General features: G+C 67.4%; 22 protein-coding genes and 1 tRNA gene. 19 read left to right on the forward strand and 4 right to left on the reverse strand.

Going from position 1 to position 22131, the window contains the following annotated elements; all coding sequences use genetic code 11:
- Positions 1-19 precede the first annotated feature (19 nt).
- On the forward strand, positions 20-514 hold the full coding sequence (locus OG611_RS12400; protein WP_266418611.1) for a hypothetical protein: 495 nt from the start codon (positions 20-22) through the stop codon (positions 512-514).
- A 121-nt stretch (positions 515-635) separates the two neighbouring features.
- On the forward strand, positions 636-1022 hold the full coding sequence (locus OG611_RS12405) for an alpha/beta hydrolase (RefSeq protein ID WP_266418613.1): 387 nt from the start codon (positions 636-638) through the stop codon (positions 1020-1022).
- A 344-nt stretch (positions 1023-1366) separates the two neighbouring features.
- On the opposite strand, the gene OG611_RS12410 is transcribed toward OG611_RS12405, so the two are convergent.
- Entirely contained in the window at positions 1367-1771 is a 405-nt protein-coding gene (locus OG611_RS12410) for a hypothetical protein (protein ID WP_266418615.1), read from the reverse strand.
- A gap of 123 nt (positions 1772-1894) precedes the next feature.
- Between OG611_RS12410 and OG611_RS12415 the strand changes: the two genes are divergently transcribed.
- The 4 genes from OG611_RS12415 (at position 1895) to OG611_RS12430 (ending at position 4358) form a co-directional block, all read left to right on the forward strand.
- Positions 1895-2671: a helix-turn-helix transcriptional regulator gene (locus OG611_RS12415; protein WP_266418617.1), complete on the forward strand. Its 777-nt coding sequence runs from the start codon at positions 1895-1897 to the stop codon at positions 2669-2671.
- Positions 2668-2916, forward strand: a complete 249-nt coding sequence (locus OG611_RS12420; RefSeq protein ID WP_266418619.1) for a DUF397 domain-containing protein — start codon at positions 2668-2670, stop codon at positions 2914-2916. The genes OG611_RS12415 and OG611_RS12420 overlap by 4 nt, the downstream gene beginning before the upstream one ends.
- Positions 2917-3138: 222 nt before the next feature.
- Positions 3139-3744 carry an AAA family ATPase gene (locus OG611_RS12425; protein ID WP_266418621.1) on the forward strand — a complete coding sequence of 202 codons (606 nt, stop codon included), beginning with the start codon at positions 3139-3141 and terminating at the stop codon, positions 3742-3744.
- A 98-nt stretch (positions 3745-3842) separates the two neighbouring features.
- Complete coding sequence (locus OG611_RS12430) at positions 3843-4358, forward strand: DUF1269 domain-containing protein (protein WP_266418623.1); 516 nt, start codon at positions 3843-3845, stop codon at positions 4356-4358.
- Positions 4359-4554: 196 nt separating this feature from the next.
- Here OG611_RS12430 and OG611_RS12435 read toward each other — a convergent pair whose 3' ends face one another.
- Positions 4555-4830, reverse strand: a complete 276-nt coding sequence (locus OG611_RS12435; RefSeq protein ID WP_266418625.1) for a hypothetical protein — start codon at positions 4828-4830, stop codon at positions 4555-4557.
- A 621-nt stretch (positions 4831-5451) separates the two neighbouring features.
- Between OG611_RS12435 and OG611_RS12440 the strand changes: the two genes are divergently transcribed.
- From OG611_RS12440 to OG611_RS12465, 6 genes are all read left to right on the forward strand, one after another.
- The gene (locus tag OG611_RS12440) at positions 5452-5886 is read left to right on the forward strand and encodes a hypothetical protein (protein WP_266418627.1); all 435 of its coding nucleotides are present in this window, start codon (positions 5452-5454) and stop codon (positions 5884-5886) included.
- Between the two features lie 19 nt (positions 5887-5905).
- On the forward strand, positions 5906-8233 hold the full coding sequence (locus OG611_RS12445; protein WP_266418629.1) for a hypothetical protein: 2328 nt from the start codon (positions 5906-5908) through the stop codon (positions 8231-8233).
- Positions 8230-8880, forward strand: coding sequence for a hypothetical protein (locus OG611_RS12450; protein WP_266418631.1), 651 nt, complete (start codon positions 8230-8232; stop codon positions 8878-8880). Before OG611_RS12445 ends, OG611_RS12450 begins: the two co-directional genes overlap by 4 nt.
- A gap of 658 nt (positions 8881-9538) precedes the next feature.
- Positions 9539-10198 (forward strand): hypothetical protein, encoded by a 660-nt coding sequence (locus OG611_RS12455; protein ID WP_266418633.1) that lies wholly within the window; start codon positions 9539-9541, stop codon positions 10196-10198.
- A 366-nt stretch (positions 10199-10564) separates the two neighbouring features.
- Positions 10565-11212: a hypothetical protein gene (locus OG611_RS12460; RefSeq protein ID WP_266418635.1), complete on the forward strand. Its 648-nt coding sequence runs from the start codon at positions 10565-10567 to the stop codon at positions 11210-11212.
- A 172-nt stretch (positions 11213-11384) separates the two neighbouring features.
- Complete coding sequence (locus tag OG611_RS12465) at positions 11385-12089, forward strand: hypothetical protein (RefSeq protein WP_266425812.1); 705 nt, start codon at positions 11385-11387, stop codon at positions 12087-12089.
- A gap of 62 nt (positions 12090-12151) precedes the next feature.
- Here OG611_RS12465 and OG611_RS12470 read toward each other — a convergent pair.
- A tRNA-Cys gene (locus tag OG611_RS12470) sits at positions 12152-12223 on the reverse strand.
- A gap of 186 nt (positions 12224-12409) precedes the next feature.
- Here OG611_RS12470 and OG611_RS12475 point away from each other — a divergent pair.
- The 4 genes from OG611_RS12475 (at position 12410) to OG611_RS12490 (ending at position 16421) form a co-directional block, all read left to right on the forward strand.
- Positions 12410-13876: an MFS transporter gene (locus tag OG611_RS12475; RefSeq protein WP_266418637.1), complete on the forward strand. Its 1467-nt coding sequence runs from the start codon at positions 12410-12412 to the stop codon at positions 13874-13876.
- A gap of 32 nt (positions 13877-13908) precedes the next feature.
- Complete coding sequence (locus OG611_RS12480) at positions 13909-14106, forward strand: Arc family DNA-binding protein (protein ID WP_114249050.1); 198 nt, start codon at positions 13909-13911, stop codon at positions 14104-14106.
- Positions 14106-14474, forward strand: a complete 369-nt coding sequence (locus OG611_RS12485; protein WP_266418640.1) for a type II toxin-antitoxin system death-on-curing family toxin — start codon at positions 14106-14108, stop codon at positions 14472-14474. The genes OG611_RS12480 and OG611_RS12485 overlap by 1 nt, the downstream gene beginning before the upstream one ends.
- 165 nt (positions 14475-14639) lie before the next feature.
- Positions 14640-16421, forward strand: coding sequence for a DEAD/DEAH box helicase (locus tag OG611_RS12490; protein ID WP_266418642.1), 1782 nt, complete (start codon positions 14640-14642; stop codon positions 16419-16421).
- A gap of 109 nt (positions 16422-16530) precedes the next feature.
- On the opposite strand, the gene OG611_RS12495 is transcribed toward OG611_RS12490, so the two are convergent.
- The gene (locus OG611_RS12495; protein ID WP_266418644.1) at positions 16531-17061 is read right to left on the reverse strand and encodes a hypothetical protein; all 531 of its coding nucleotides are present in this window, start codon (positions 17059-17061) and stop codon (positions 16531-16533) included.
- 285 nt (positions 17062-17346) lie between these two features.
- On the opposite strand from OG611_RS12495, the gene OG611_RS12500 reads away from it, so the two are divergent.
- The 3 genes from OG611_RS12500 to OG611_RS12510 all read left to right on the forward strand — a co-directional run bounded on the left by OG611_RS12500 (position 17347) and on the right by OG611_RS12510 (position 22107).
- Entirely contained in the window at positions 17347-18960 is a 1614-nt protein-coding gene (locus OG611_RS12500; protein WP_266418645.1) for a hypothetical protein, read from the forward strand.
- Between the two features lie 200 nt (positions 18961-19160).
- Positions 19161-21131: a hypothetical protein gene (locus OG611_RS12505; RefSeq protein ID WP_266418647.1), complete on the forward strand. Its 1971-nt coding sequence runs from the start codon at positions 19161-19163 to the stop codon at positions 21129-21131.
- A 334-nt stretch (positions 21132-21465) separates the two neighbouring features.
- Positions 21466-22107 carry an IclR family transcriptional regulator gene (locus tag OG611_RS12510; protein WP_124723277.1) on the forward strand — a complete coding sequence of 214 codons (642 nt, stop codon included), beginning with the start codon at positions 21466-21468 and terminating at the stop codon, positions 22105-22107.
- The last annotated feature ends 24 nt before the right edge of the window (positions 22108-22131 follow it).

Below are 22131 nucleotides of genomic sequence, written 5' to 3' on the forward strand. Positions count from 1 at the left end.
GAAACAGAAGGCACCCACGATGGACATGCAGCAGGCTGGGCAGCGCTCGGAAGCGATTCTCGACGGCACGCTGGCGGCCATCCGTCCGCCTGTGAAATGGGCCTACGGTGCACCCGTGGAAGCGGCGTGCAGCACCGGTCTCAACGAGCCGACCGGCACCACTACCGTCACCCGCAGCAGGAACATCCTCACCGTGGTCTCCGAGCAGCGGCGCGGCAATCTGTTGGGACTCGTCCAGCGATATTGGGAACGGCAGGGCTTCCGGATCGTCGACGTCAACTCCGACAAGGACATGCCACGGATCCGGGCCAGGGATGCTGAGGGATTCACCGTCTCCCTGGACGTCGGCAGCATCGGCAACGTCTCCGTCAGCGCGGGGCTCAGCTGTGCCGTGAACTCCGCGATGACCTATCCGACGGGGACGCCCGGACACCCCGGCGGGCCGAAGGTGGAGGAGTTGAGGCCGCGGGAGCGTTCTGACTTCTGGTCCTCCAGCGAGCCGTTCCGGCAGTAGGCGGGGAGAACGGCGGACGGCGATGTGATGGTGCCTGCGTGCGGAGAAGGAGAAGAAGAACAGGCTGAGGCCGCCACGGGCCAAGGCCTGGGGCCGGGTTGGCCGGACGCCGGCGGCCCGGGTGCGGGGCCGGGGTTCCGGACGCGTCTCCAAGGCCGAGGAGCCGCTGGGCAACTTCCTGCAGGGCGTTGAGGAGGCCAACCATCGCGACGTGAACCAGACGCTCCTGGGGCACAGCTATGGGTCCCTGGTGGCAGGCCAGACGATGAGCACCCACATAGACCTGCCGGTCGACAACGCGACCATGGTGGGTAGTCCGGGCCCGGGCGGGGAACACGGGAAGGACCTGAACATCCCGGCGGACCACGTCGTCGCGGCCACGGCCAAGAACGACCTCATCAACCTCGCACCGCCCCCGGCAGGCCCCCTGGCTCCCCTCAATCCGAAGGCTTACATGGAGCTTTTCGATATCCGGGCGCGATCCCACAAGGCTCGTTTGCCGGGGTGATACGCGCGGTGCCTGCAGGGATGCGGACCACCCGGTTCCTGCGCCAGGCGACGGGGGCGCGGTCTGCGACGGCTCTCGTGCCGCCGTGCACGCCGGCCGCGACCTCCGTCCGAGCCGGTCGATCGTGCAGCACTGCGTCGAGGACTACGCCGCGACGGCCACAGCACCGCAGGGGGATTCCTCGCGTACGCGTGAACATGCAGAGAGTGATGGTTTCGTCGCTGTGCTGTGCGACGTTATTTCCCGCCATGTGAATGGGACTTCGCTTCATCAGATGAGTCGGGGCGCGCTGGCCGGTGGTTCGTCGGCGGTACGTCCACCGTTCATGTCGCGCGATATTCCCCCTACCCATCCGAGGTCAACTGAGCCATCACCAGCCCGTACAGCAGCTCCACGTCAACGAACTCCCCTTCCTGCGGCGCCCCGCACCGCCAGCTCAGCGGATAGGTGTTGCCGTCCGGTGCGGGGATGCCCACGTACTGGTCCCGGGCAGCCGGCCCGAAGCACCTGGCGCCCGGCGGCCAGTCGTACTCCTTGCTCGACCCGGGCGGGATCAGGAAGTACGTCCAGCGGGCGCCCGCGATCTCCCGTACGACCGGGCCCGGTTCGCCTTCGGTGAGCGTTCCGAGGTGCTGCAGTACGGCCTCGCCCCGTACGCCCCGCAGCCGGATGGCGTCGAAGTGGATGCCGGTCAGGTGGAGTTGGTGTCCGGCGGCGGGTACCCATTCGGGGAGTTTCTTGCTCGTCATGACTCCAAGGATTCCGGTGGCTGCATAGCGTGACCAGGAGGACGCGGTCCACATCGACGGGATGTGGTGAGGGTGGTGGTGACTGTGGGGACAAGTAGTGCGCCGTCGCAGGTGCGGCGGCTCGTGGGCGAACTGATCCGTATCCATCGGGTGCGGGCCGGGCTCACGCAGAAGGATGCGGCGGAAAAGCTGTTGATCTCGGAGTCGCTGATGGGGGCGGTCGAGCGGGCGGAGCGCATTCCGTCGCTGGAACTGCTGGCCGATGCGGACCGGGTCTTCGTCGCGGGCGGTGCGCTGAAGGCGTGCATCGAGTTGATCGACGAGGAGAAGTACCCGGCGAAGTTCCTGGACTGGGCGCGGCTGGAGCGGCAGGCGCGGGTCATCAGCGCGTACGAGACGATGCTGATCCCGGGGCTGCTCCAGACGGAGGCATACGCGTACGCCCTGTACCGGGCACGCAAACCCGCGTACACCGAGGACGAGATCGTCCGGCACGTCGAGGCGCGGCTGGAACGGCAGGCAGTGCTGATGCGCACGCCTCCGCCGTACGTCGGGTTCGTCATCGAGGAATCGATCCTGGAGCGGACGCTGGGCGGCGCGGAGGTACTTAAGGAGCAGTTGCTGCATCTGCTGGAGTGCATGCGGCGGATGAACCACCTCACGGTGCAGGTGATGCCCTCGGATCAGCACACGCACGCGGGGTTGAACGGGCCCATGCAGTTGATGTGTACGGCGGAAGGTCGCAATCTGGTCTTCGCGGAGAGCCAGGGCGGCGATAGGTTGATCTCCAAACCGGAGCAGGTGGGCGATACGTTCGACCTCTTCGGCATCCTGCGGGCCCAGGCGCTCAACCCCTGGAAGTCGGCGGAGATCATCGAAACGAAGGCGAGGCAACTGTGACCACCGGTCCCGAGCTCTCCTGGTTCAAGTCCAGCTACAGCAACAACGAGGGCGGCGCCTGCATCGAAGTCGCCTACGACTGGCGCAAGTCCAGCTACAGCAACAACGAGGGCGAGGCCTGCGTCGAGGTCGCCACCTGCCCCCACACCGTCCATGTCCGCGACTCCAAGGTCGTCGGCGGGCCCACCTTCGCCGTCGCCCCGGCCGCCTGGACCGCCTTCCTGGCGGGTGCCGTCGCGGGCTGATCGCGGGCCTGTTTCGAGCCGCTGATCCCGGCAGCGGGCATGCCTGCCTGCGTCTGCCTGACTTGACGCGGATGGCACGGGACGAGGCGTACCGGAATCAGCTGCCGGTGCATATCTGCGGCCGGCTTGTGTGGAGAAGCTGGAGGTCGCCGCCCCACCACGGAGTCCAGCGGCGCCGACTGCTGTCGGCCCGAACGACCTTCCAAGCCTCAGGAGAGAGCGATGAAGAACGATGCGGTGATTCCTGCACACGGCCAACGGGATCCGAACAGTGATGAGCCCGGTCCCGCGGTCGTCCTCATTACCGGTGTGATGGCGTCTGGGAAGTCCACCGTTGCCCAGGCCCTTGCCGAGAGGTTGCCGCGGGCCGTTCATGTGCGGGGGGACGTTTTCCGGCGGATGGTGGTGTCGGGGCGGGCCGAGATGGTGCCGGGGGCGTACGAGGAGGCTGCTGCGCAGCTCCGGCTCCGGTACTGGTTGTCCGCGATGACGGCCGATGCGTACGCGGGTGAGGGCTGGACCGCGGTGGTGCAGGACGTGGTGCTGGGGGAGGAATTGGCCGGGTATGTCGGTCTCGTGCGGACCCAGCCGTTGTACGTCGTCGTGCTCGCCCCCGAGCCGCGGGCCGTTGCCGAGCGGGAGGCCGGGCGGGGCAAGAGCGGTTACGGGGCCGGGTGGACGGTCGAGGCGTTGGACCGGGTGCTGCGGGAGGAGACGCCGCGGATCGGGCTCTGGCTGGACACGACCGGGCAGACCGTGGAGCAGTCGGTGGACGCGGTCCTCGCGGAGCTCGGTCGGGCGCGGGTGGTGGGAGCGGCGGAGAGCTGAAGCGGCTGGAGGGTCGGTACATTTGGACCTAATGTCTTATTTAACAACAGTTCCTCTATGGTTGGTGCGGTAAAGCACCACGAGGAGGAGTCAGCCGCATGAGCAATCTGTTCGTCATCGCCTACGACGATCTCGCCACCGCCGACCAGGTCCGGGACAAGCTGCTGTCCATGAACCGCGAGCACCTCGTCGAGCTGGAGGACGTCGTCGTCGTAGAGCGGCGTGAGAAGGACGGCAAGATCAAGCTGCATCAGGCCGTCAACCACGTGGGTACCGGTGCCGCGGGCGGTGCGCTGTGGGGGAGCGTCATCGGGCTGCTCTTCCTCGTGCCGTTCCTCGGTGCCGCGGTGGGTGCCGCGGCCGGCGCCGCCGGAGGGTCCGTCGTCGACACCGGTGTCAACGACGACTTCATGAAGGAGCTGAGCGCCAATCTCCGGCCGGGCGCCGCCGCCGTCTTCGTGCTCGTCAGGAAGTCCGCCCGCGACAAGGTCGTCCCCGAGATCGTCAAGTTCGGCGGTCAGCTCGTCCAGACCTCGCTCAGCAAGGAGGACGAGGCACACCTGCGGGAAATGGTGAAGGAAGCGCTCAAGGAAGAGACGACGATCGCCTCCTGATCTCCGGACCGTACGAGAGAAGGCGACTGCCCGCGCCGTGCGCAGGGTGGTCGCCTTTCGTATGTGGGGACCCGGTGCAGATCAGGGTTCCCCGCGAAAGTACCCCGTCCTTGTCGAACTCGGCGAATACCCAGGACCGACACATCCGCCGACGGGCGCATCCACCCCACCTGCCACGATCGCGGCGGCACCCCGGCTACTCCTCGTCCTCCTCGTTGCAGTCGTCCAGCACGTCGGAGAGGTGCTGGACGATGGGGTTGGCCAGCACGTCTTTGGTGCGGAACAGTCCGTGCACGGCGCTCACCGGACAGATGGCCTCCTCCATGTCCTCTCCGGGCGCTTCCACGCAGGGGTCGTCGATGACCCCTGACGGATGCGCCTCCCCGAACAGGGATGGCGGTTCGGCGCCGTTCACGGCGAACGGCTCGAACTTCCACACCGTCCTTTGAGTGCGGCAAACCACTTCCCCCATGTACCAACATGCCCCTTGAAAGAATGCGTCGCGTCGCACGGTGAGGGTTTCCGCGTCGCTGTCGTACTGGCTGTGGATGAGGTCTTGCAGTGCGTCCAGGGACTGGAGGGAGAAGTCCCATGTTTCGGGTGTGCTGGTGGACTCGGCCCAGTGCTCGAAGCTCTGGGCGCGTTCGGTCAGCCAGGCCGGCAGGTCGAGGTGGGTCTGCGGGTCGACGCGTGGACTGTGCGATCAGCCATCCCGTCCACCGTGGAGAGCCTCTCGGGCAGTAGGAGCGAACTGTCCTACCTGTCAGCCCGGTTGAACGCCGCTCCTCAACAACCCGAACCGCCTACGCTTTTCCTGCCGGGCCACTCCGGTTACAACTTGCCTACGACTGGGGATGGTCGGGGCGCACTTCGACCTGCGGAGGGGCTCTCACTTCGAGGGTGTCGGCGGCCCTGGTGGGGTGCGGCGAGGAGCCAACGAACGGTAGACATGACTTCCCTTGGTTTCCATTTTATTCGGTTTCGCGAGAAAAGTGAGCACCTCTCGGGGTGCATCGGCTGAAACTGAGCGGCTAGCGTGAGCGCCGGTGAGAATGGCTTCGACGGCATCCAGGGATGAGTGACGGGGGAATTCGTGACGTTCGACGCAGAGTGGGCGGCGCTTCGCGCGGAGTCGACGCAACGGGTCGATATGCGGCTCAACGGGGTTGAGGGCGGCACTGGTGGTCAAGCCGGTCCCGCCAACGCGGATCTGGCGGTCAATCAAGACCACTTGGGTGCCATTGGGCATGATGCGTACGGTTTGCGTACCCGGCTCTCCAAGGAGGGTGACCACGCTCGGCCCTCGACCTTCGACGCGGCGGTCGCGCTCACCAATGGGAACTTTTCGAGTGGGTCTGCGCTGTTGAAGGTCCATGATCGGTGGAACACTCACCTGAAGACCCTTCTCGATGCCTGTGCGCAGATCTCGAACCATCTCGACTACACCAAGTCCGCCCATGCGAAGGACGATGTGCAGATCGGCGGCGACCTGATTTCTGTCTCCAAGCTCAACGAATACCTGAAGTAGTACGTGGGGGAACAGGCGCATGCTGAAGTTCGAAGACATTGTCGACGCGCCCGTGGTCAAGCTGAAGGCGGCGGCCGACGACTGGTCGGAGATGGCTGCCAAACTGGACAGACTGGCCGAGGATGCCCGTGACGGTATGAAAGCCAAAGCGGACAAGGCCGAGTGGGAAGGCGCCAACGCGGGCGTCACCAGAGGGTTCATCGGCAAGACGGCCAAGGAGTTCAAGGATGCCGCTGCCGAGGCCAAAGGGATTAAACAAATCCTCGAGGACGCCCACGCGGCCATGAAGAAGGCCAAGGACGAGCTGATCAGCATCCGCGACGAGGAGGGACCCTCGGCCGGCATCCATGTAGACGCCAAGGGCAAGGTCACGGCTCGGCACCCTTACGAAAAGTCAGGAGTCTCGCCCAACCAAGATCCCGACTATTTCGAAATTCTGGGCCAGCAGAAGAAGGCGATCGAGGCGTGGCAGAAGAAGATCGACCTCATCGTCGACAACTGCAATGACACCGATGTCGCTTTCAAGAACGCCCTTGAGGCCAACGTCACCGAGGGGCACGACTTCACCGCGCCGAAGTACGAGAACTTGGACCAGGAGGAGGCGGCCCGCGCAGCCGCACTCGCTGCAAAGGGTCGCGACATCACACACACCGAGCTCCAAGCGCTCAACGAACTGCTTCACGACAACAGTAATTCTTCCGAGTTCGCGAAGGACTTCTACAAGAAGCTGACCCCGGAGAAGTCGCTCGCATTCTTCGGTCAGCTTTCCACAGACACATACGATCACGGAGCGGTCGATAAGAAACGCCTCAAGGACGTCCAGGATCTCCAGAAAAACCTCGGCCTCAACCTGGCAACGGCCTCCCGAGACAAGGAGTTCACCGCAGAGTGGGGCCCCGAACTGCGCAGGCTTGGCACGGAGCGCATCCCAGTTGGTGCAGGTCGCTACGGGTACGACACCGCGTACGGCTACCAACTGCTCGGCGGCATCATGCGGTACGGGAACTACGACGCGAAGTTCCTGAACCCGATCGCCGAGCATGTGGCCCAGTTGCACCAGAAGGATCCGCACATGTTCGCCGGAACCAGGGTTGTGAACGGTCTCCTCACGAATCCGTTCAACCCCTCCGGCGTCAATGGGGCCGGCTATGACCCGAGCATCGCCATGCTGGAGGCGCTAGGGAACAGCCCGGACGCGGCCAAGCACTTCTTCACTGATAAACCGACCGCCTACAACGAGGACGGCACGATCAATAGGGATGCGCAGGCGGACCTGGGTAAGAATAAGGACGGCTACTCTGTTGAGAATTACCTCGACTTCTTCGCGAACGAAAAGTGGGATTCTTTCCCGGATGCCGAAAGCGGGGCCTCGGAGGGAGTGAAGGGGACGGCCGACTACATGCCGGACGCCTTCGGACATGCCTTGGAGGCCGCAACTACCGGACACGCTTGGGACGATGCCACTCCGGTACTGAAGAGGGACGAAGAGACGGCAGCCATCATGAAGGACGTCATCGACAGGTACGGCGGAGACTCGGGTCTGAGGGAACGGCACACCGCCCTTAAGGACAGCCTTGGGCGAATGGGTGCTGCGTACATTGATGATTTGAACTACTCCACATACAACTTCGGCGGAGCTGGAGATGCCGTAGAGCGGGACAGCCTATTTGCCGGGAGTAGCGATGGTTCGCACAGGACTGACTTCGGGGAGGTCGCAGCCCGCAGGTTCATGGCTGCAATAGCCACGGACGATGAGGGCTACAAGGCATTGAGTTCGGCGCAGCAGATCTACGAGGCGAGCGGATTGAGGGCTTTCGGGGACGGGCGCCAGGAAGAAGCGTTGACCTTTGCGGGGAATGGTACAAAGGTCCACGGAATTCTTGATGAGTCGCGCAATATTGGAATCAGTCAGGAGTTCAAGGACGATGAGGATCTGAAGAACCTGGCGATGGAGAAGAAATCCGAATGGAGAAAATATGGCGTCAGTAGCGCTGTGAGCAGTGTTGTCGGCGTGGGGTCGGCGGTGGTGCTAGGCCCGGCCGCGGGTGTGGTCGCAACCACAGCGGTGCCTCTCATCATGGAGACGGTAGGAGGGGCCGTTGATACGAAATATGGCAACGATACTCTTCAGTACTTGAAGGATGCCGAGTACAACAACGATGACGAGGCGCTTGACAGTATTGACGGGAACGACAGTCAAGGGCAGGCAAGTGCAGTTGCTCCGATACTCCACTATGCGGACTCTGTCGGGATGTCCTTGGAGGAGAAGCGTCAACTCCTGGCGGACACCGAGACGCAATACAACAATGGTGTCCTTGCTGCCCGCCAGCCGATGAAGGTCAAATGATGACGAATCGCGCGTCCATCTCGCTGCTGGTCTGCACCTTGTTCGTAGGCGCTGTTGTGCTTTCCGGGTGTTCGGAAGCGAAAGGCCGGCCAGATGCGTCCAAGGACCTCACCCGCTGCCATCAGTACCTGGGCGAGCAGAACGTGGGGGCGGTGGTCGACGCGATGGGGGAGGAAGACCCGAAGGTCTCCGCCCGCCTCGGGCTCAGCGATCTGGCCGGGCGTCTGGCGAGTGAGGCAGAGGCGTGGACCGAGAACGATCTGCTCCACGATTCCTACCGCGCTTGCCGCATCAGCGTCCTGGGGAAGGATGGCGGCGCCCAGGTGACTGAGGCCACGGTCAAGTGGTCGGTTCTGACCATGAAGTCGATGAGCGAGCCAAAATACGCCAGGTCTTGGCGCAAGGTGAACGACCAGGTCTTCGTCGAGAAGGAGACGGGGCGGCCGAGCATGAGGCTTCTCGTCGGGTGCAGGGTGTCCGGAGCGCTGTCGGGGCAGGAGGTGGGACTTCCACTTGAGATGGAGGTGGCCGACCCCGGGCTGAACCTCAGCCTGCGGCAGAAGGTGCTGACGGTGTTCGCACGCACCGTTACGGACGAGTTGGCATGCGCCGATACGCCGAAGATTCCATCGGTCCTCTCTGGATGAAGTGGTGCGCGGGGCGGCGGCACAGTCGGCCGCTAATTTCTCAGCCCCCTTGGCCGGCATCCGGATGCATACGCCTCGGTCTGTAGCGTCTAACAGGCCTGCGCCCCGAGTGCACAGGGGCATCAAGTGAACTCGTACTGCGACAGCAAGCACAGGCTTCGACGCGTTGGGAACCGGCCATCGGCCAGGTCTACGCGCCTGCGGCGAGGCCCCAAGGTTTTGTGGAGGCCGGGTGTGTGGCGAGGCGAAGGCGGCGTCGGAGTACGTCGGGACGGAGGAGGTGTGCGACGGTCTGTTCAAAGGCTGGCTGTCGAAGACGGTTGAGTCCGTATCGGGCCTGTCTTCGTTCGCCTGGTCCAGTCCGGGCGGGCTGGACCGCGTTGTCTATGCACTCAAGGCCGGGTGCGAGTTCGGCCACCGTTGGACCGGGGGGCGACATCCTGTGTCGGCTGACTCCGGAGGCCGGTGCTGACGTCGCGGTCCGGATCGTGGGACGGGGCGTTGGCTGAGCCTTGAAGGTTTCCCAGAATGTCCGCCGGGGGTGGAGTGGTCAACGGATGGCGTGCTGCGCGTCCTTGCCCATACTGGGCTGCGCCAACTCCTGCGGTAGGGCGGCGGTCGTGAGGCGGCGGAGATTCTTCACTTCGACAACTCAGTGATGAAGGAAGCCCTTGCAGATGGCGGTACTTGGAGCGGGGTGGGCATGGTGCGTGTGATTGGGCGGGTGCGGTTGTTGGGGTGGGCCCTCGTGGTGGCGGTGCTTGCCGCTTGCGGAGTCGACGGTGGGGCGGACCGGCGCGAGAAGGGGCGGGAGGCGTCCGCGATAGACATGCGGCAGGCGGGGCAGCGCGCGGAGGGGGTTCTCGACGGCACGCTGGCGGCCATCCGTCCGCCTGTGGAGTGGGCATACGGTGCACCTTCGGAAGCGGCGTGCAGTACTGGTCTCAACGAGCCGACCGGGACCATGACCGTCACCCGCAGCAGGAACATCCTCACCGTGGTCTCCGAGCGGCGGCGCGACAATCTGTTGGGACTTGTCCAGCGATACTGGGAACGACAGGGCTTCCAGGTCGTCAGTGTCAATTCCGACAAGGACATGCCACGGATCAGGGCCAGGGATGCTGATGATTTCACCGTCTCCCTGGATGTCGGCAGCATTGGCAACATCTCCGTCAGTGCGGGGGTCAGTTGTGCCGTGAACTCTGCGATGACTTATCCGAAGGGGACGCCAGGGCACCCTGGCGGGCCGAAGGTGGAGGAATTGCGGCCGCGGGAGCGTTCTGATTTCTGGTCCTCCGGCGAGCCGATTCGGCAGTGAGTGGGGGAGTGCGGTGTGCCGTGTCCCAGGAAAGAAGGGTGGACGATGACGTGATGGTGGCTGCGTTCGGTGAAGGAGAAGGAGAAGGAGAAGACCTGGCCGAGGATCTGGACGACTCGAGGCTTCTCGGCTACGGGGACGGGAATCTTCGCGCGCGCGTCCAGGGCGTAGGCCCCGCGTCCTGATTGTTGGTGGCGAAGACCAGGGGCGCTGAGGTGCTCGACAGGCAGCGGGCCCCGTGGTCGTTTCGGGATGGAGCGGCGTGAGGCCGCCATGCGCGGGCGTCGTGCGCATCGGTCGGCCGGCGGCCGACGAATCAGCTGATGACGAGAAGGGTTGCGGGATGAGCGAAGTGGGTGTGTACGGGTGAGGCGGTGGCTGACGGCCGCCGGCCTGGTGATGGCCTTGGGCGCCGGGAGCGTGGCATGCGCTTCGGAGAAGAAGGAGGAGAAGACGTTCGTCGGGGCCGGAGAGGTGTGCGGCGATGTGTTCGCCGGTCCCTTGGCGGAGATGGTCGAGAAGGTGACTGGGGACAAACTCTTCTTCGCGAAGAGCCCGAAGGGCATGGAGAGAGTGGTCGCGGCGCTCAAGGAAGGGTATGAGTCCGGGCGTCCATGGGCCGCAGGGGACGCGCTCTGCCTGTTGCATCCGAAGGGTGCGAATCAGACGGATGAGGGGGGAGTGAAGTTTTCCATGTATGCGCCACAGGACGTGGAGGACGAAGGGCTTCCGGCCGGCCATGAGCTCTACACCATGGGTGTGCAGTCCTCTGTCGGGCGAGGCAACGCGACAATCTATTTCGAGTGTGTCACCCCCCAGCTGAAGGGTTCGGACAAAACCCCGCTACGCATCCATGGCGGCTTCGGGCGTGGTGAGAGCGACGCACCGGACACGCGTGAGTATCGCAACCTGAACATGACCATCCTGCATGCCGTTTCGCTCAAGCTGGTGAAGGAACTCGGCTGCGAGAACAACGGCGGTCTGCCGAAGACCCCCGTGCTCACGCCGAAGTAGCAGGTTCTGCGTCCGGCAACGACCGGGAGGACCGGCAGGGCAGTGACCCGGAGACCGGCTGATGGCGGGTGGAAGCCATGGGCCGAAGCTGTCGGTCCAGGACCCGCTGCCGGCCCGGCTCGGGCGACGTGATGGTCTGAACACAGAAGGCAATGGCATCAGGAAGGTGCTGATGTTCGTAAAGAGCGGACGAATGCGCAGAAGTATTCTGGGGGCAACCGCCGCTGTCGCTCTGCTGGCTGGCGCCGTCAGCTGCGGAGGGGATGGGGACGATCCCGCGAAGGCGGCCTGGGAACAGTCCGTACTCCCCGAGCAGCTCTGCGGAGGTGCCGCAGTTTCTGCCGAGGCGGGGAAGGCACTGAAGGTCATCACCGGCTCTTCGCGGTTCGAGGCGTCCGGGGAGGAGTCGACGGTGGCACACAGCGCTGCGGAGTTGAGCGGCGTCTTCTCTCTCCCTGCCTCTGAGCCCGTTGGCGACCATGGTGACGTCTGCCGCATCTTCACCCCGGTTGGGAGGCCCTACTATGAACTTCGCGTCGCCTGGCGCTTGTCCTACCAGGCTTCCTCTGCGGACGACAAGCCGCCCACCGGGTTCTCTCGGCTGAGGATCGGGGAGTGGGCGGTGGCCGCCCCTGACGAGGCCTATGTTCGATTTGACTGCCGGAGTCGGAAATTGCCCGGGTCCGAGCAGAGCCCTGCGCATATCGAGATGAACGTCGAGCGGATGAGGGTGCTCAAGAAGCCCGAGGACGATATTGAGGCGTTGAAGAGGGCCTATGCGGCCGTCACCCACTCGGTATCCCTGGCCATGGCGAAAGAGCTGGACTGTGAGGGGCATGCGGGGCTCGGTACCCGGCCGGCGCTGGACCCGGCGTAATCCGGAGCGCAGCGAAACGGCCGCCCCCGTCACTGGGGCGGCCGTTTCCGTACGTCGTTCGGAGGCCGTGACCGGATTCGAACCGGTGTAACTCGAGTTGCAGTCGAGCCCCTGAACCACTCGGGCACACGGCCGTGTGTTCCTCGTCGTGGTTCGACCGTAGGGCCGGGTGTCCCGGCCGCTCAAGAGTGCGGGGCGGGGTGCAATGCGACTGCCATGCCGCGTTCATGTTCGGCGCCGTGGACCTACGACCAACGGAGGACCGGAGGACCGTCTCGCGACAGGGTCCAAACGAAACCTTGCCCCTTACTCTTGGGCTCATGAGTGCCCTGGAACCGCGTGACGACATCGATGCCCCGCCGCTTGCCGCGGAGGCTCCTGTCGCCGTCGAATCCGGAGGGGTGCTCGGGCGGACCTACCGGGCGCTCAGCGTCGGCATCGTCTCCGTCGTGTTCCTGATCGCCTTCGAGGCGACCGCCGTGGGGACCGCGATGCCGGTCGCCGCACGTGAGTTGCACGGCATTCCGCTGTACGCGTTCGCGTTCTCCGCGTACTTCACGACCAGCCTCTTCGCCATGGTGCTCTCCGGGCAGTGGGCGGACCGGCGCGGTCCGCTGGGGCCGCTCGCCGCCGGGATCAGCGCGTTCGCGGCGGGACTGCTGCTCTGCGGGACCGCCGGGACCATGTGGATCTTCGTCGCGGGGCGGGCCGTCCAGGGGCTCGGCGGCGGGCTGGTGATCGTGGCGTTGTACGTGGTGATCAGCCGGGCCTATCCGAAGCGCCTGCAGCCGTCGATCCTGGCTGCCTTCGCCGCGAGCTGGGTGATCCCGTCGGTCGTCGGGCCGCTCGCCGCCGGGAGCGTGACCGAGCACCTGGGGTGGCGGTGGGTCTTCACCGGCATCCCGGTCCTCGTGGTGTTCCCGCTGGCGCTCGCGCTGCCCGCGATCCGGCGGCGGGCGTCCGGGCCCGCTGACCCCTCGGCGCCCGTCGAGCCGTACGACCGGCGGCGCATCCTGCTCGCGCTCGGGATCTCGCTGGGTGCGGCGCTGCTCCAGTACGCCGGGCAGGAGCGGAACTGGTTCGCGCTGCTGCCGACGGCAGTGGGTGTCGCACTGCTCGTGCCCGCCGTGCGGGGGCTGCTGCCCCCGGGGACCGGCCGCGCGGCGCGCGGGCTGCCCTCGGTGGTGCTGCTGCGCGGGGTGGCGGCCGGGTCGTTCATCGCCGCCGAGTCGTTCGTACCGCTGATGCTGGTGACCCAGCGCGGGCTCAGCCCCACGATGGCCGGGTTCTCGCTCGCGGCCGGGGGCGGGACCTGGGCGCTCGGTTCGTACGTACAGTCCCGGCCGCGCCTGGAGCCGTACCGGGAGCGCCTGATGGTGGGCGGCATGGTGCTGGTCGCCGCGTCGATAGCGGCCGCGCCGTCCGTGCTGATCGACTCGGTGCCGGTCTGGACCGTGGCCGTGGCCTGGGCCTTCGGGTGCTTCGGCATGGGCGTGGTGATCGCGTCGACGAGCGTGCTGCTGCTGAAACTGTCGGCTCCGGAGGAGGCGGGGGCGAACTCGGCCGCCCTCCAGATCTCCGACGGGCTGTCGAACGTGCTGCTGCTGGCCGCGGGCGGAGCGGCCTTCGCGGCGCTCGGCGGCGGTGCGGTGGGGGCCGTGCACGAAGCGGCGGAGGCGGGGGCGGCGGGGTCACATCCGGGGGCGTTCGCGGTGGTCTTCCTGCCGATGGCCGGGGTGGCGCTGGTGGGGGCGTGGGTGGCGGCCCGGGTGCGGACAAAGGCTTAGTGCCGCGTGGTACCACGCGGTACCATCCATGCATGGCTGGTCTGAATCTGCGGTTCACCGAAGAAGAGCTGGACGCACTGCGTGCGCGCGCCGAGTCGGAGGGGCGGAGTATGCAGTCGTTCGCCCATGACGCGGTGATCACCGCCATAAACGAACACTCGCGCCTCTTCAACGAGGCTGCGGACCACGTGCTGAAGGTGAGTGAGGAGCTCAACCGGAGGCTCGCCTGATGCAGTACCTGACACTTCCCGAGCTGCTCAACCTCGCCGAGCGTCTCGGGGCTGCCGAGGTGCGCGACTACGGGCTGCTCGACTCGGCGCTCGCCCGTCCGCAGGCGAGCGTGTTCGGCCAGGATGCCTATCCGGACGTGTGGCAGAAGGCCGCGGCACTCATGGAGTCGCTGGCGCGCAATCATGCGCTCGTCGACGGGAACAAGCGCATCGCCTGGTATGCCACCTGGGTCTTCTTGCACATCAATGGGCATCGCCTGAGCGCGGACTTCGATGTCGACGCGGCCGAGAAGTTCGTGCTGGACGTGTGCCAGGGGGCCCTCGACATGCCCAGGATCGCGGAACGGCTCCCCGGGTTCGCCGCGTAACGCGCTGCTCTGTGAAGAGGGTCTCAGCGGCGCCGAACCACCGTTCGTCCGTACAGGGTTCCGCGCCGCCCCCCGGTAAGGTGGCCCGGTTGTCGTATCGCGTGCGGGTCCGTCCCGGCCGTGCGGACAGCGCCCCACGTACCCGAGAGACCCGAACCGGAGACCGTGACTACTACCGCCTCCCACCACCTCTCACCCGCCTTCCCCGGCCGCGCCCCCTGGGGCACGGCCGGCAAGCTGCGAGCCTGGCAGCAGGGCGCCATGGAGAAGTACATCCAGGAGCAGCCGCGCGACTTCCTCGCGGTCGCCACCCCCGGCGCGGGGAAGACCACCTTCGCGCTGACCCTCGCGTCATGGCTGCTGCACCACCACGTCGTGCAGCAGATCACCGTCGTCGCGCCGACCGAGCACCTGAAGAAGCAGTGGGCCGAGGCAGCGGCCCGGATAGGGATCAAGCTCGACCCCGACTACAGCGCGGGCCCGCTGAGCAAGGAGTACGACGGCGTCGCGGTCACCTACGCCGGCGTCGGCGTCCGGCCGATGCTGCACCGCAACCGCTGCGAGCAGCGCAAGACCCTCGTGATCCTCGACGAGATCCACCACGCCGGTGACTCGAAGTCCTGGGGCGAGGCGTGCCAGGAGGCCTTCGACCCGGCCACCCGGCGGCTCGCGCTCACCGGTACGCCGTTCCGGTCCGACACCAACCCGATCCCCTTCGTCGTGTACGAGGAGGGCAACGACGGCATCCGGCGTTCCTCGGCCGACTACACCTACGGCTACGGCAACGCGCTCGCCGACGGCGTCGTCCGGCCCGTGATCTTCCTCAGCTACAGCGGCAACATGCGCTGGCGCACCAAGGCCGGTGACGAGATCGCCGCCCGGCTCGGCGAGCCGATGACCAAGGACGCCATCGGGCAGGCCTGGCGCACCGCCCTGTCGCCCACCGGCGAGTGGATCCCCAATGTGCTGAGCGCCGCCGACAAGCGGCTGACCGAGGTGCGCAAGGGCATTCCGGACGCGGGCGGCCTGGTCATCGCCACCGACCAGGAATCGGCGCGCGAGTACGCCAAGATCCTCAAGCGGGTCACCGGCGAGAAGGCCACCGTGGTCCTCTCCGACGAGAAGGCCGCTTCGAAGAAGATCGACCAGTTCAGCGAGGACGAGTCGCGCTGGATGGTCGCGGTCCGCATGGTGTCGGAGGGCGTCGACGTGCCACGTCTCGCCGTGGGCGTGTACGCCACCACCATCTCCACGCCGCTGTTCTTCGCGCAGGCCGTCGGGCGTTTCGTGCGCTCGCGCAGGCGCGGCGAGACCGCTTCCGTCTTCGTGCCGACCATTCCGATGCTGCTCGACTTCGCCAACGAGATGGAGGTCGAGCGGGACCACGTCCTCGACAAGCCCAAGAAGGGCAGCGACGAGGAGAACCCGTTCGCGGAGGAGGACAAGCTCCTCGCCGACGCCGAGAAGCTGGAGGACGAGGAGACCGAGGAGCAGCTGCCCTTCGAGGCCCTCGAATCCGACGCGGTCTTCGACCGGGTGCTGTACGACGGTGCCGAATTCGGCATGCAGGCGCACCCCGGCAGCGAGGAGGAGCAGGACTACCTGGGGATTCCGGGGCTGCTGGAACCCGACCAGGTGCAGCTGCTGCTCCAGAAGCGGCAGACCCGGCAGATCGCGCACAGCCGCCAGAAGCCGGCCGGGGAGGCCGACCTGCTGGAGAAGCCGGCCGAGGCGCGGCCGGTGGTCACGCACAAGCAGCTGCTCGGGCTGCGCAAGCAGCTCAACACGATGGTGTCGGCGTACACGCACCAGAGCGGCAAGCCGCACGGAGTGATCCACACCGAGCTGCGGCGGGTGTGCGGCGGGCCGCCGAGCGCGGAGGCCACGGCCGGGCAGATCCAGCAGCGGATCAAGAAGGTCCAGGAGTGGGCCACCCGCATGAAGTGAGCGCGCCCTCCCGTACGGAGTGAGTGGGCGTGCGGGTGCCGGCCCGGGGCGGGGACAGCGGTCCTCGCCCCGGGCCGGCGTCGTACGTGCGGATGAGGGGGCGGGGCCGCTACCAGACGAACGGGGCGGACTGGTTCGCCGTGGCCACGCACGGAACCGTGGCCGACGTCGGGGACGACGCCACGATCTGCAGTGACCAGTTGGTGGCGCTCGGGGGAGAGGGCAGCACCACGGAATTCGTGCTGTCACCCGCCGCCAGGGTGCCGGAGGTGAGCTTCAGCGGGCCCAGGGTGATGGGATTGCCGCCACTCAGGCCGGGGTTGGTCTTCCCGGAGAACTGCACCTGGCTGGTGACGCCGCCCGAGGTCTTGCTGAGCTTGAGCGTCGTCGTGATGCTGTTCGGGTCGGCGCTGGTACCGGTCGGCATGGTGATCGCGGTGGACGTGATCTTGATGGTCTTGGACGTGCCCGAGTCGGTGGCGGTCAGGGTGGCGAGACCGCTGCCCCAGGCGCCGCAGTCGTACGTGGCCGTCGCGGTGAGCGGAGTCACCGCATGGGCTGTCGGGGCCAGCGCGAGCGCGCCGGCCACGGAACAGGCCGCGGCCAGTACCAGGGAGATGTGTCTTCGATTCGACGACATGACGGGGGGAACTCCTTCCGGTTCTGAATTCCGCAGATTCACCGAAGAACTGAAGAGGTGGATCTGCCTGCCGGGCCCGGCATGTCGGGTGCAGTGAAACTGTGATCTTCAGAGAAGTCAAGAGATGTCAACAGGCACCCTTGAAATTCCCGCAGAAATGCTTTCCGGGCATTTCAGATAAGGATCAATCGGTTCTCTCTTGACTTCTCTGCACCCGCCCTCCTCAATGTGCGCAATCAATGGGCCATGGAGGGGTGTCTGGTGATACGACGACGAAGACCCGGCGTGACCGGTCTGCTCGCTGCCTGCTTCGTGATGTCGCTGAGCTGCGCCGGGGCCACCGCCCAGGCCGCACCGCCGGCCGGGGGGCAGGCCGCCGGTACGGTCGCTCCGACCGTCCACTGCACCCTGCCCGCGGGCCAGGGCGAGGCGACCGGGCCGCAGCAGATGACCGTCGAACTGTCGCCCGCGGTCGTCGCCCCGGGCGGGAAGGTGCATGCCAAGGTCACGCTGGGCCCGTCCCCGGCCACCAGTGCGCTCGCTCTGGAGGACGTACCGACCATCCCCAGCCTCGACCTCGCCATGTCCGGCGGGGCGACCGGCACCGTCACGGTGCGGGGCGCCGAGTTCACCATGGACATCCCGGCCGGCAAACCCATCGAACTCCCGCCGTACGAAGGCGACTTCCTGGTCCCGGCGAATGCCTCCGGGGACCTCTCGTTCACCCCGCTCCGCACGCTGACGCAGACCAAGGTGCTCGGCTCGGTCTTCGAGACGCCGTGCGACGTCGTCGACGGCGGTGGCAGCATCGGCACCGTCACGGTGGAGGGCACCGGCTCCGAGCCCGCCACCCTGAGCGCGCCCGCCGACCCCGTACGCCCCAACACCGCCGTGACACTGGGTGGTTCGGGCTGGACGCCGGGCGGTGCGCCGGTGCCCTCGCTCTGTGCGGTGGGCGGTGGCGGCTGCGATCCGCTGAAGTTCAGGAGCCACACGCTCACCATCGACGGTTCCGGGACACTGCACGGCACGGCCACCCTCGCGGAGGCCGGTGCGGTGCCGGACGGCGCGTACGAGGTGAAGGTCAATGACGGCACGAAGGAGGCCACGGCTCCCCTCACCATCAGGGCCGTCGCGGCCGGCGACCGCGAGATCTCGCTGTCACGGAGCAGCGGCCCGGTCGGCAGTGTGATCACGGTCAGCGGCAAGAACTACAACCCGGACCGCTGGATCAATGTCATCGGCCTCGACGCGACGGGCACCGGGCTCGACGACAGCGCGGTCTACGTCAAGAGCGGCCCGGACGGCACCTTCGCCGTCGAGTTCACCGTGATCTCCGACGCCGTCGTCGCCGTCCAGGCGGACGAGGGCAACGACCCGGCGACCGTACGGACCGCCCCGTTCACCGTCTCCACGGGTGAGGGAGGCGGCGGCAGTGCCGACCAGAAGCTGAACACCTCGGTCAGGGCCGGGACGCTGTCCATGGTCCAGGACGGCGACACCGTCGACTTCGGTACGACGGTCCTGGGCACCGGCAGCGGTGTGCAGCGCTCCCGGCTCAACCGGGTCGAGGTGGAGGACGCCCGCGGCGTCGACAGCGGCTGGTCCCTGACCGCCACCCTCACCGGCTTCACCGGCACCGACGGCGGCACCATCCCGGCCGACGCCGTCCGCTGGAAGCCCAGATGCACGGCGCAGAGCGGCAGCGTCGGGGTGCCGGTGGCCGGGTCGCCCGCCGCGCTCGGGAGCGAGGCCGCGAGCCTCTGCCGGATGGATCCGGACGGCTCCCGCCCGTTCACCGGCGGCCGGTTCGACGCCGACGCCGATCTCACCCTCACGGTTCCCGGATTCACCCGGCCCGGGGATTACAGCGCCACTCTCACCCTCACTCTTCTCTGAGAACCGGCAGGAAGAACGTCGGGGAGAACCGCCAAGGAAAGTCCCGGAGGCGCCCGCCCGCTCCGTATCGCATCGGAGCGGGCGGGCGCCTGCCTTTCGAATTCGGAGAATTCCCGCAGCCGTGTCCCGGCCGCGGACGACACCCATGGAGGAGCAACATGCCCGCCCGACAACCGAGAAGAACCGAAAGACCGGGTGCGGTGTTACGCCGTGCCGTGGCCCTCACCGCCGGGGCCGTGCTCGTCTGGACCGGTGGCACCGTCGCACTCGCGCCCGCCGCCGAGGCCGGCACCGTCACCCCGACCGTCCACTGCTCCCTGCCCGCCGGACAGGGGGAGGCGACCGGGCCGCAGCAGATGAGCGTCGACCTCTCGCCGTCGATCGTCGACCCGGGCGGCAAGGTCCACGCCAAGGTCACCCTCGGTCCGTCCCCCGCCACCAGCGGCCTCAGCCTGAGCGATGTGCCCACCACCCCCAGCATCGACTTCGCCATGTCCGGCGGCGCCACCGGCACGGTCACCGTCACCGGCCCTCAGATCAACCTCGACATCCCGTCCGGCAAGCCGATCGAAATCCCGCCGTACGAAGGGGACTTCATCATCCCCGCCGACGCGAGCGGCCCGATCTCCTTCACCCCGGTGCGCAATCTGACGCGTACGAAGGTGCTCGGCTCCACCTACGAGACCCCGTGCGACGTGGTGAGCGGCGGCGGGTCCATCGGCACGGTGACCGCCGAGGGCACCGCGGGCCATCCGGCCACCCTGAACGCGCCCGCCACCGCCGTCCGGCCGTCCACCTCCGTCACCCTGTCCGGCAGTCTGTGGACCGCGGGCGCCACTCCCGTACCGTCGCTGTGCGCGGCGGACGGCGGCGGCTGCGACCCCGGCAAGTTCGTCTCCGGCACGCTCGCGATCAGCGGCTCCGGGGAACTGTCCGGCAGCGCGGTGCTCGCCGCCGCGGGCGCCGTGCCCGACGGCTCGTACCTGGTGAAGGTCGGCGACGGTACGAAGGAGGCGACCGCGCCCCTGACCGTCAAGGCCTTCGTCCCCGACGGGCCGCGGGCCATCGCGCTCTCCCGCGCCGGCGCCCCGCTCGGCAGCGTCATCGAGGTCACCGGCAGCAACTACTTCCAGGACCGGTGGATCAACACCGTCGCCCTGGACGCGAGCGGGGCGACGCTCGACGACACCGCCGTCTATGTGAAGAGCACCCCCGACGGCACCTTCAGCGCCGAGTTCACCGTCTCCGACCCGGCCATCGCCTCGATCCAGGTCGACGAGGGCAATGATCCGGCCACTGTGCTGACCACACCGTTCACCGTGACCGACGCCTCCGCGACGCTCTCCGCGGGCGCGGCGAAGGTCAGGCCCGGTGGGACGATCGCCCTCTCCGGCGGCGACTGGCCCACCGGCACCACGCCCACCGCCACGCTCTGCGGCGCCGACGGCGGCTCCTGCGACAGCGCCCGGATCAGCGGCTCCACCCTCCGGATCGGCGCCGACGGAACGCTCGCCGGTACGGTCACGGTCGCCGGATCCACTCCGCGTGCCGAGTACACGCTCCAGGTCACCGCCGGGGGAGCGCAGGCCCTCACCCCGCTGACCGTCGCCCCGTCCTTCGTCGTGCTCACCCCGTCGGCCGGTCCGAAGGGCACCGCCGTCACCGTCATCGGGCAGGGCTTCGCGAAGGTGGCGACCGTGTCCATCGTCGGGCTGCGGGCCGACGGTTCGCAGACGTCCGATCCGGCGAGGACGAAGGTGGTCGGGCTGGACGGGGCGTTCTCGCAGACCTTCAAGGTCGACGCCGCCGACACCGTCGCCATCCGGGTCCGGGAGGTCCTCGTCAACCCGCGTACCGAGACGGCGGCGTTCACCGTCCAGGACGGGACCGTCCCCGCCGGACCGTCCTTCGCGCTCTCGCCGCCCGAGGGGCCCGTCGGTACGGCGGTCCAGGTGACCGGTCACGGATTCGCCCCTGTCGCCACGGTCTCGGTGACCGGCCGCACCGCGGACGGGAAGCAGACCGCCGACCCGTACGTCACCCGGGTCATCGGACTGGACGGCACCTTCGCCCTCGTCTTCACCGTCCGCGACCCGGCGACGCGGGCGATCCGGGCCTGCGAGGTGCTCGTGAACGGAAAAATTGTGCAGCAGTCGTTCACCGTGAGTTGACGACTGTTCACTTCCGGTACGTGAAGTGCCGTGAAGGCGTCGGCCGACCTGGACGCGCGTAGACCTCCGGGCTTCGGCCGACGCCGCGCTGACCGGCACTTATGCTGCTTCAAGACAACCTTGCCCCGGACAACGCCCGGATTCTGGACGAGGCCTTCCGCTGAGCGGACTCGCTCGCTACTGTCCCAAAAAATGAACGCCCCGTGGCAGAGCCGCCCCGGGGCGCAGCCGGTGCCTGGTTAGGCCGGCGGCCTCTCCGTGCGTCGCCGCTGGGACCGGCGGCGCACATTCCTGGGAACCAGCCGCTGCCGCTCATCAAAGAGGAGAGGGCGTCGTGACCGCGGAAACCTCCCAGACGCTCGACCGGGGCCTGAGGGTCCTCAAACTGCTTGCCGACACCGACCACGGCCTGACCGTCACCGAGTTGTCCAACAAACTCGGTGTCAACCGCACCGTGGTCTACCGTCTGCTCGCCACACTGGAGCAACACGCCCTGGTGCGCCGCGACTTGGGCGGCCGGGCCAGAGTGGGCCTGGGTGTGCTGCGCCTGGGCCGCCAGGTGCATCCGCTCGTCCGGGAAGCCGCGCTGCCCGCGCTGCGGTCGCTCGCCGAGGACATCGGGGCCACCGCCCATCTCACGCTGGTCGACGGCAGCGACGCGCTGGCCGTCGCGGTCGTCGAGCCGACCTGGACGGACTACCACGTGGCCTACCGGGCGGGTTTCCGCCATCCGCTGGACCGGGGCGCCGCCGGCCGGGCGATCCTCGCCGCACGCCAGAAGCCGGTCGGCGAGACCGCCTTCACCCTCACCCACGGCGAGCTGGAGGCCGGGGCGAGCGGGGCCGCGGCGGCGCTGGTGGGGGTCACCGGGGTCGAGGGCAGCGTGGGCGTGGTGATGCTCGCGGACTCCGTGCCCGAGCGCGTCGGCCCCCGCGTGGTGGACGCCGCCCGCGAGGTCGCGGACGCGCTCCGGTAGCGCGGGTCGGCGGGGCCTCGCAGG

This window comes from Streptomyces sp. NBC_01363 (genome assembly GCF_026340595.1).
Taxonomy (GTDB): Bacteria; Actinomycetota; Actinomycetes; order Streptomycetales; family Streptomycetaceae; genus Streptomyces.

Bases quoted from the DNA above. Each gene is read 5' to 3' on its own strand.
- OG611_RS12400 (WP_266418611.1), top strand. From the start codon at position 20: ATGGACATGCAGCAGGCTGGGCAGCGCTCGGAAGCGATTCTCGACGGC.
- OG611_RS12410 (WP_266418615.1), bottom strand. From the start codon at position 1,771: ATGACGAGCAAGAAACTCCCCGAATGGGTACCCGCCGCCGGACACCAA.
- OG611_RS12425 (WP_266418621.1), top strand. From the start codon at position 3,139: ATGAAGAACGATGCGGTGATTCCTGCACACGGCCAACGGGATCCGAAC.
- OG611_RS12430 (WP_266418623.1), top strand. From the start codon at position 3,843: ATGAGCAATCTGTTCGTCATCGCCTACGACGATCTCGCCACCGCCGAC.
- OG611_RS12435 (WP_266418625.1), bottom strand. From the start codon at position 4,830: ATGGGGGAAGTGGTTTGCCGCACTCAAAGGACGGTGTGGAAGTTCGAG.
- OG611_RS12445 (WP_266418629.1), top strand. From the start codon at position 5,906: ATGCTGAAGTTCGAAGACATTGTCGACGCGCCCGTGGTCAAGCTGAAG.
- OG611_RS12450 (WP_266418631.1), top strand. From the start codon at position 8,230: ATGATGACGAATCGCGCGTCCATCTCGCTGCTGGTCTGCACCTTGTTC.
- OG611_RS12455 (WP_266418633.1), top strand. From the start codon at position 9,539: ATGAAGGAAGCCCTTGCAGATGGCGGTACTTGGAGCGGGGTGGGCATG.
- OG611_RS12465 (WP_266425812.1), top strand. From the start codon at position 11,385: ATGTTCGTAAAGAGCGGACGAATGCGCAGAAGTATTCTGGGGGCAACC.
- OG611_RS12475 (WP_266418637.1), top strand. From the start codon at position 12,410: ATGAGTGCCCTGGAACCGCGTGACGACATCGATGCCCCGCCGCTTGCC.
- OG611_RS12480 (WP_114249050.1), top strand. From the start codon at position 13,909: ATGGCTGGTCTGAATCTGCGGTTCACCGAAGAAGAGCTGGACGCACTG.
- OG611_RS12485 (WP_266418640.1), top strand. From the start codon at position 14,106: ATGCAGTACCTGACACTTCCCGAGCTGCTCAACCTCGCCGAGCGTCTC.
- OG611_RS12495 (WP_266418644.1), bottom strand. From the start codon at position 17,061: ATGTCGTCGAATCGAAGACACATCTCCCTGGTACTGGCCGCGGCCTGT.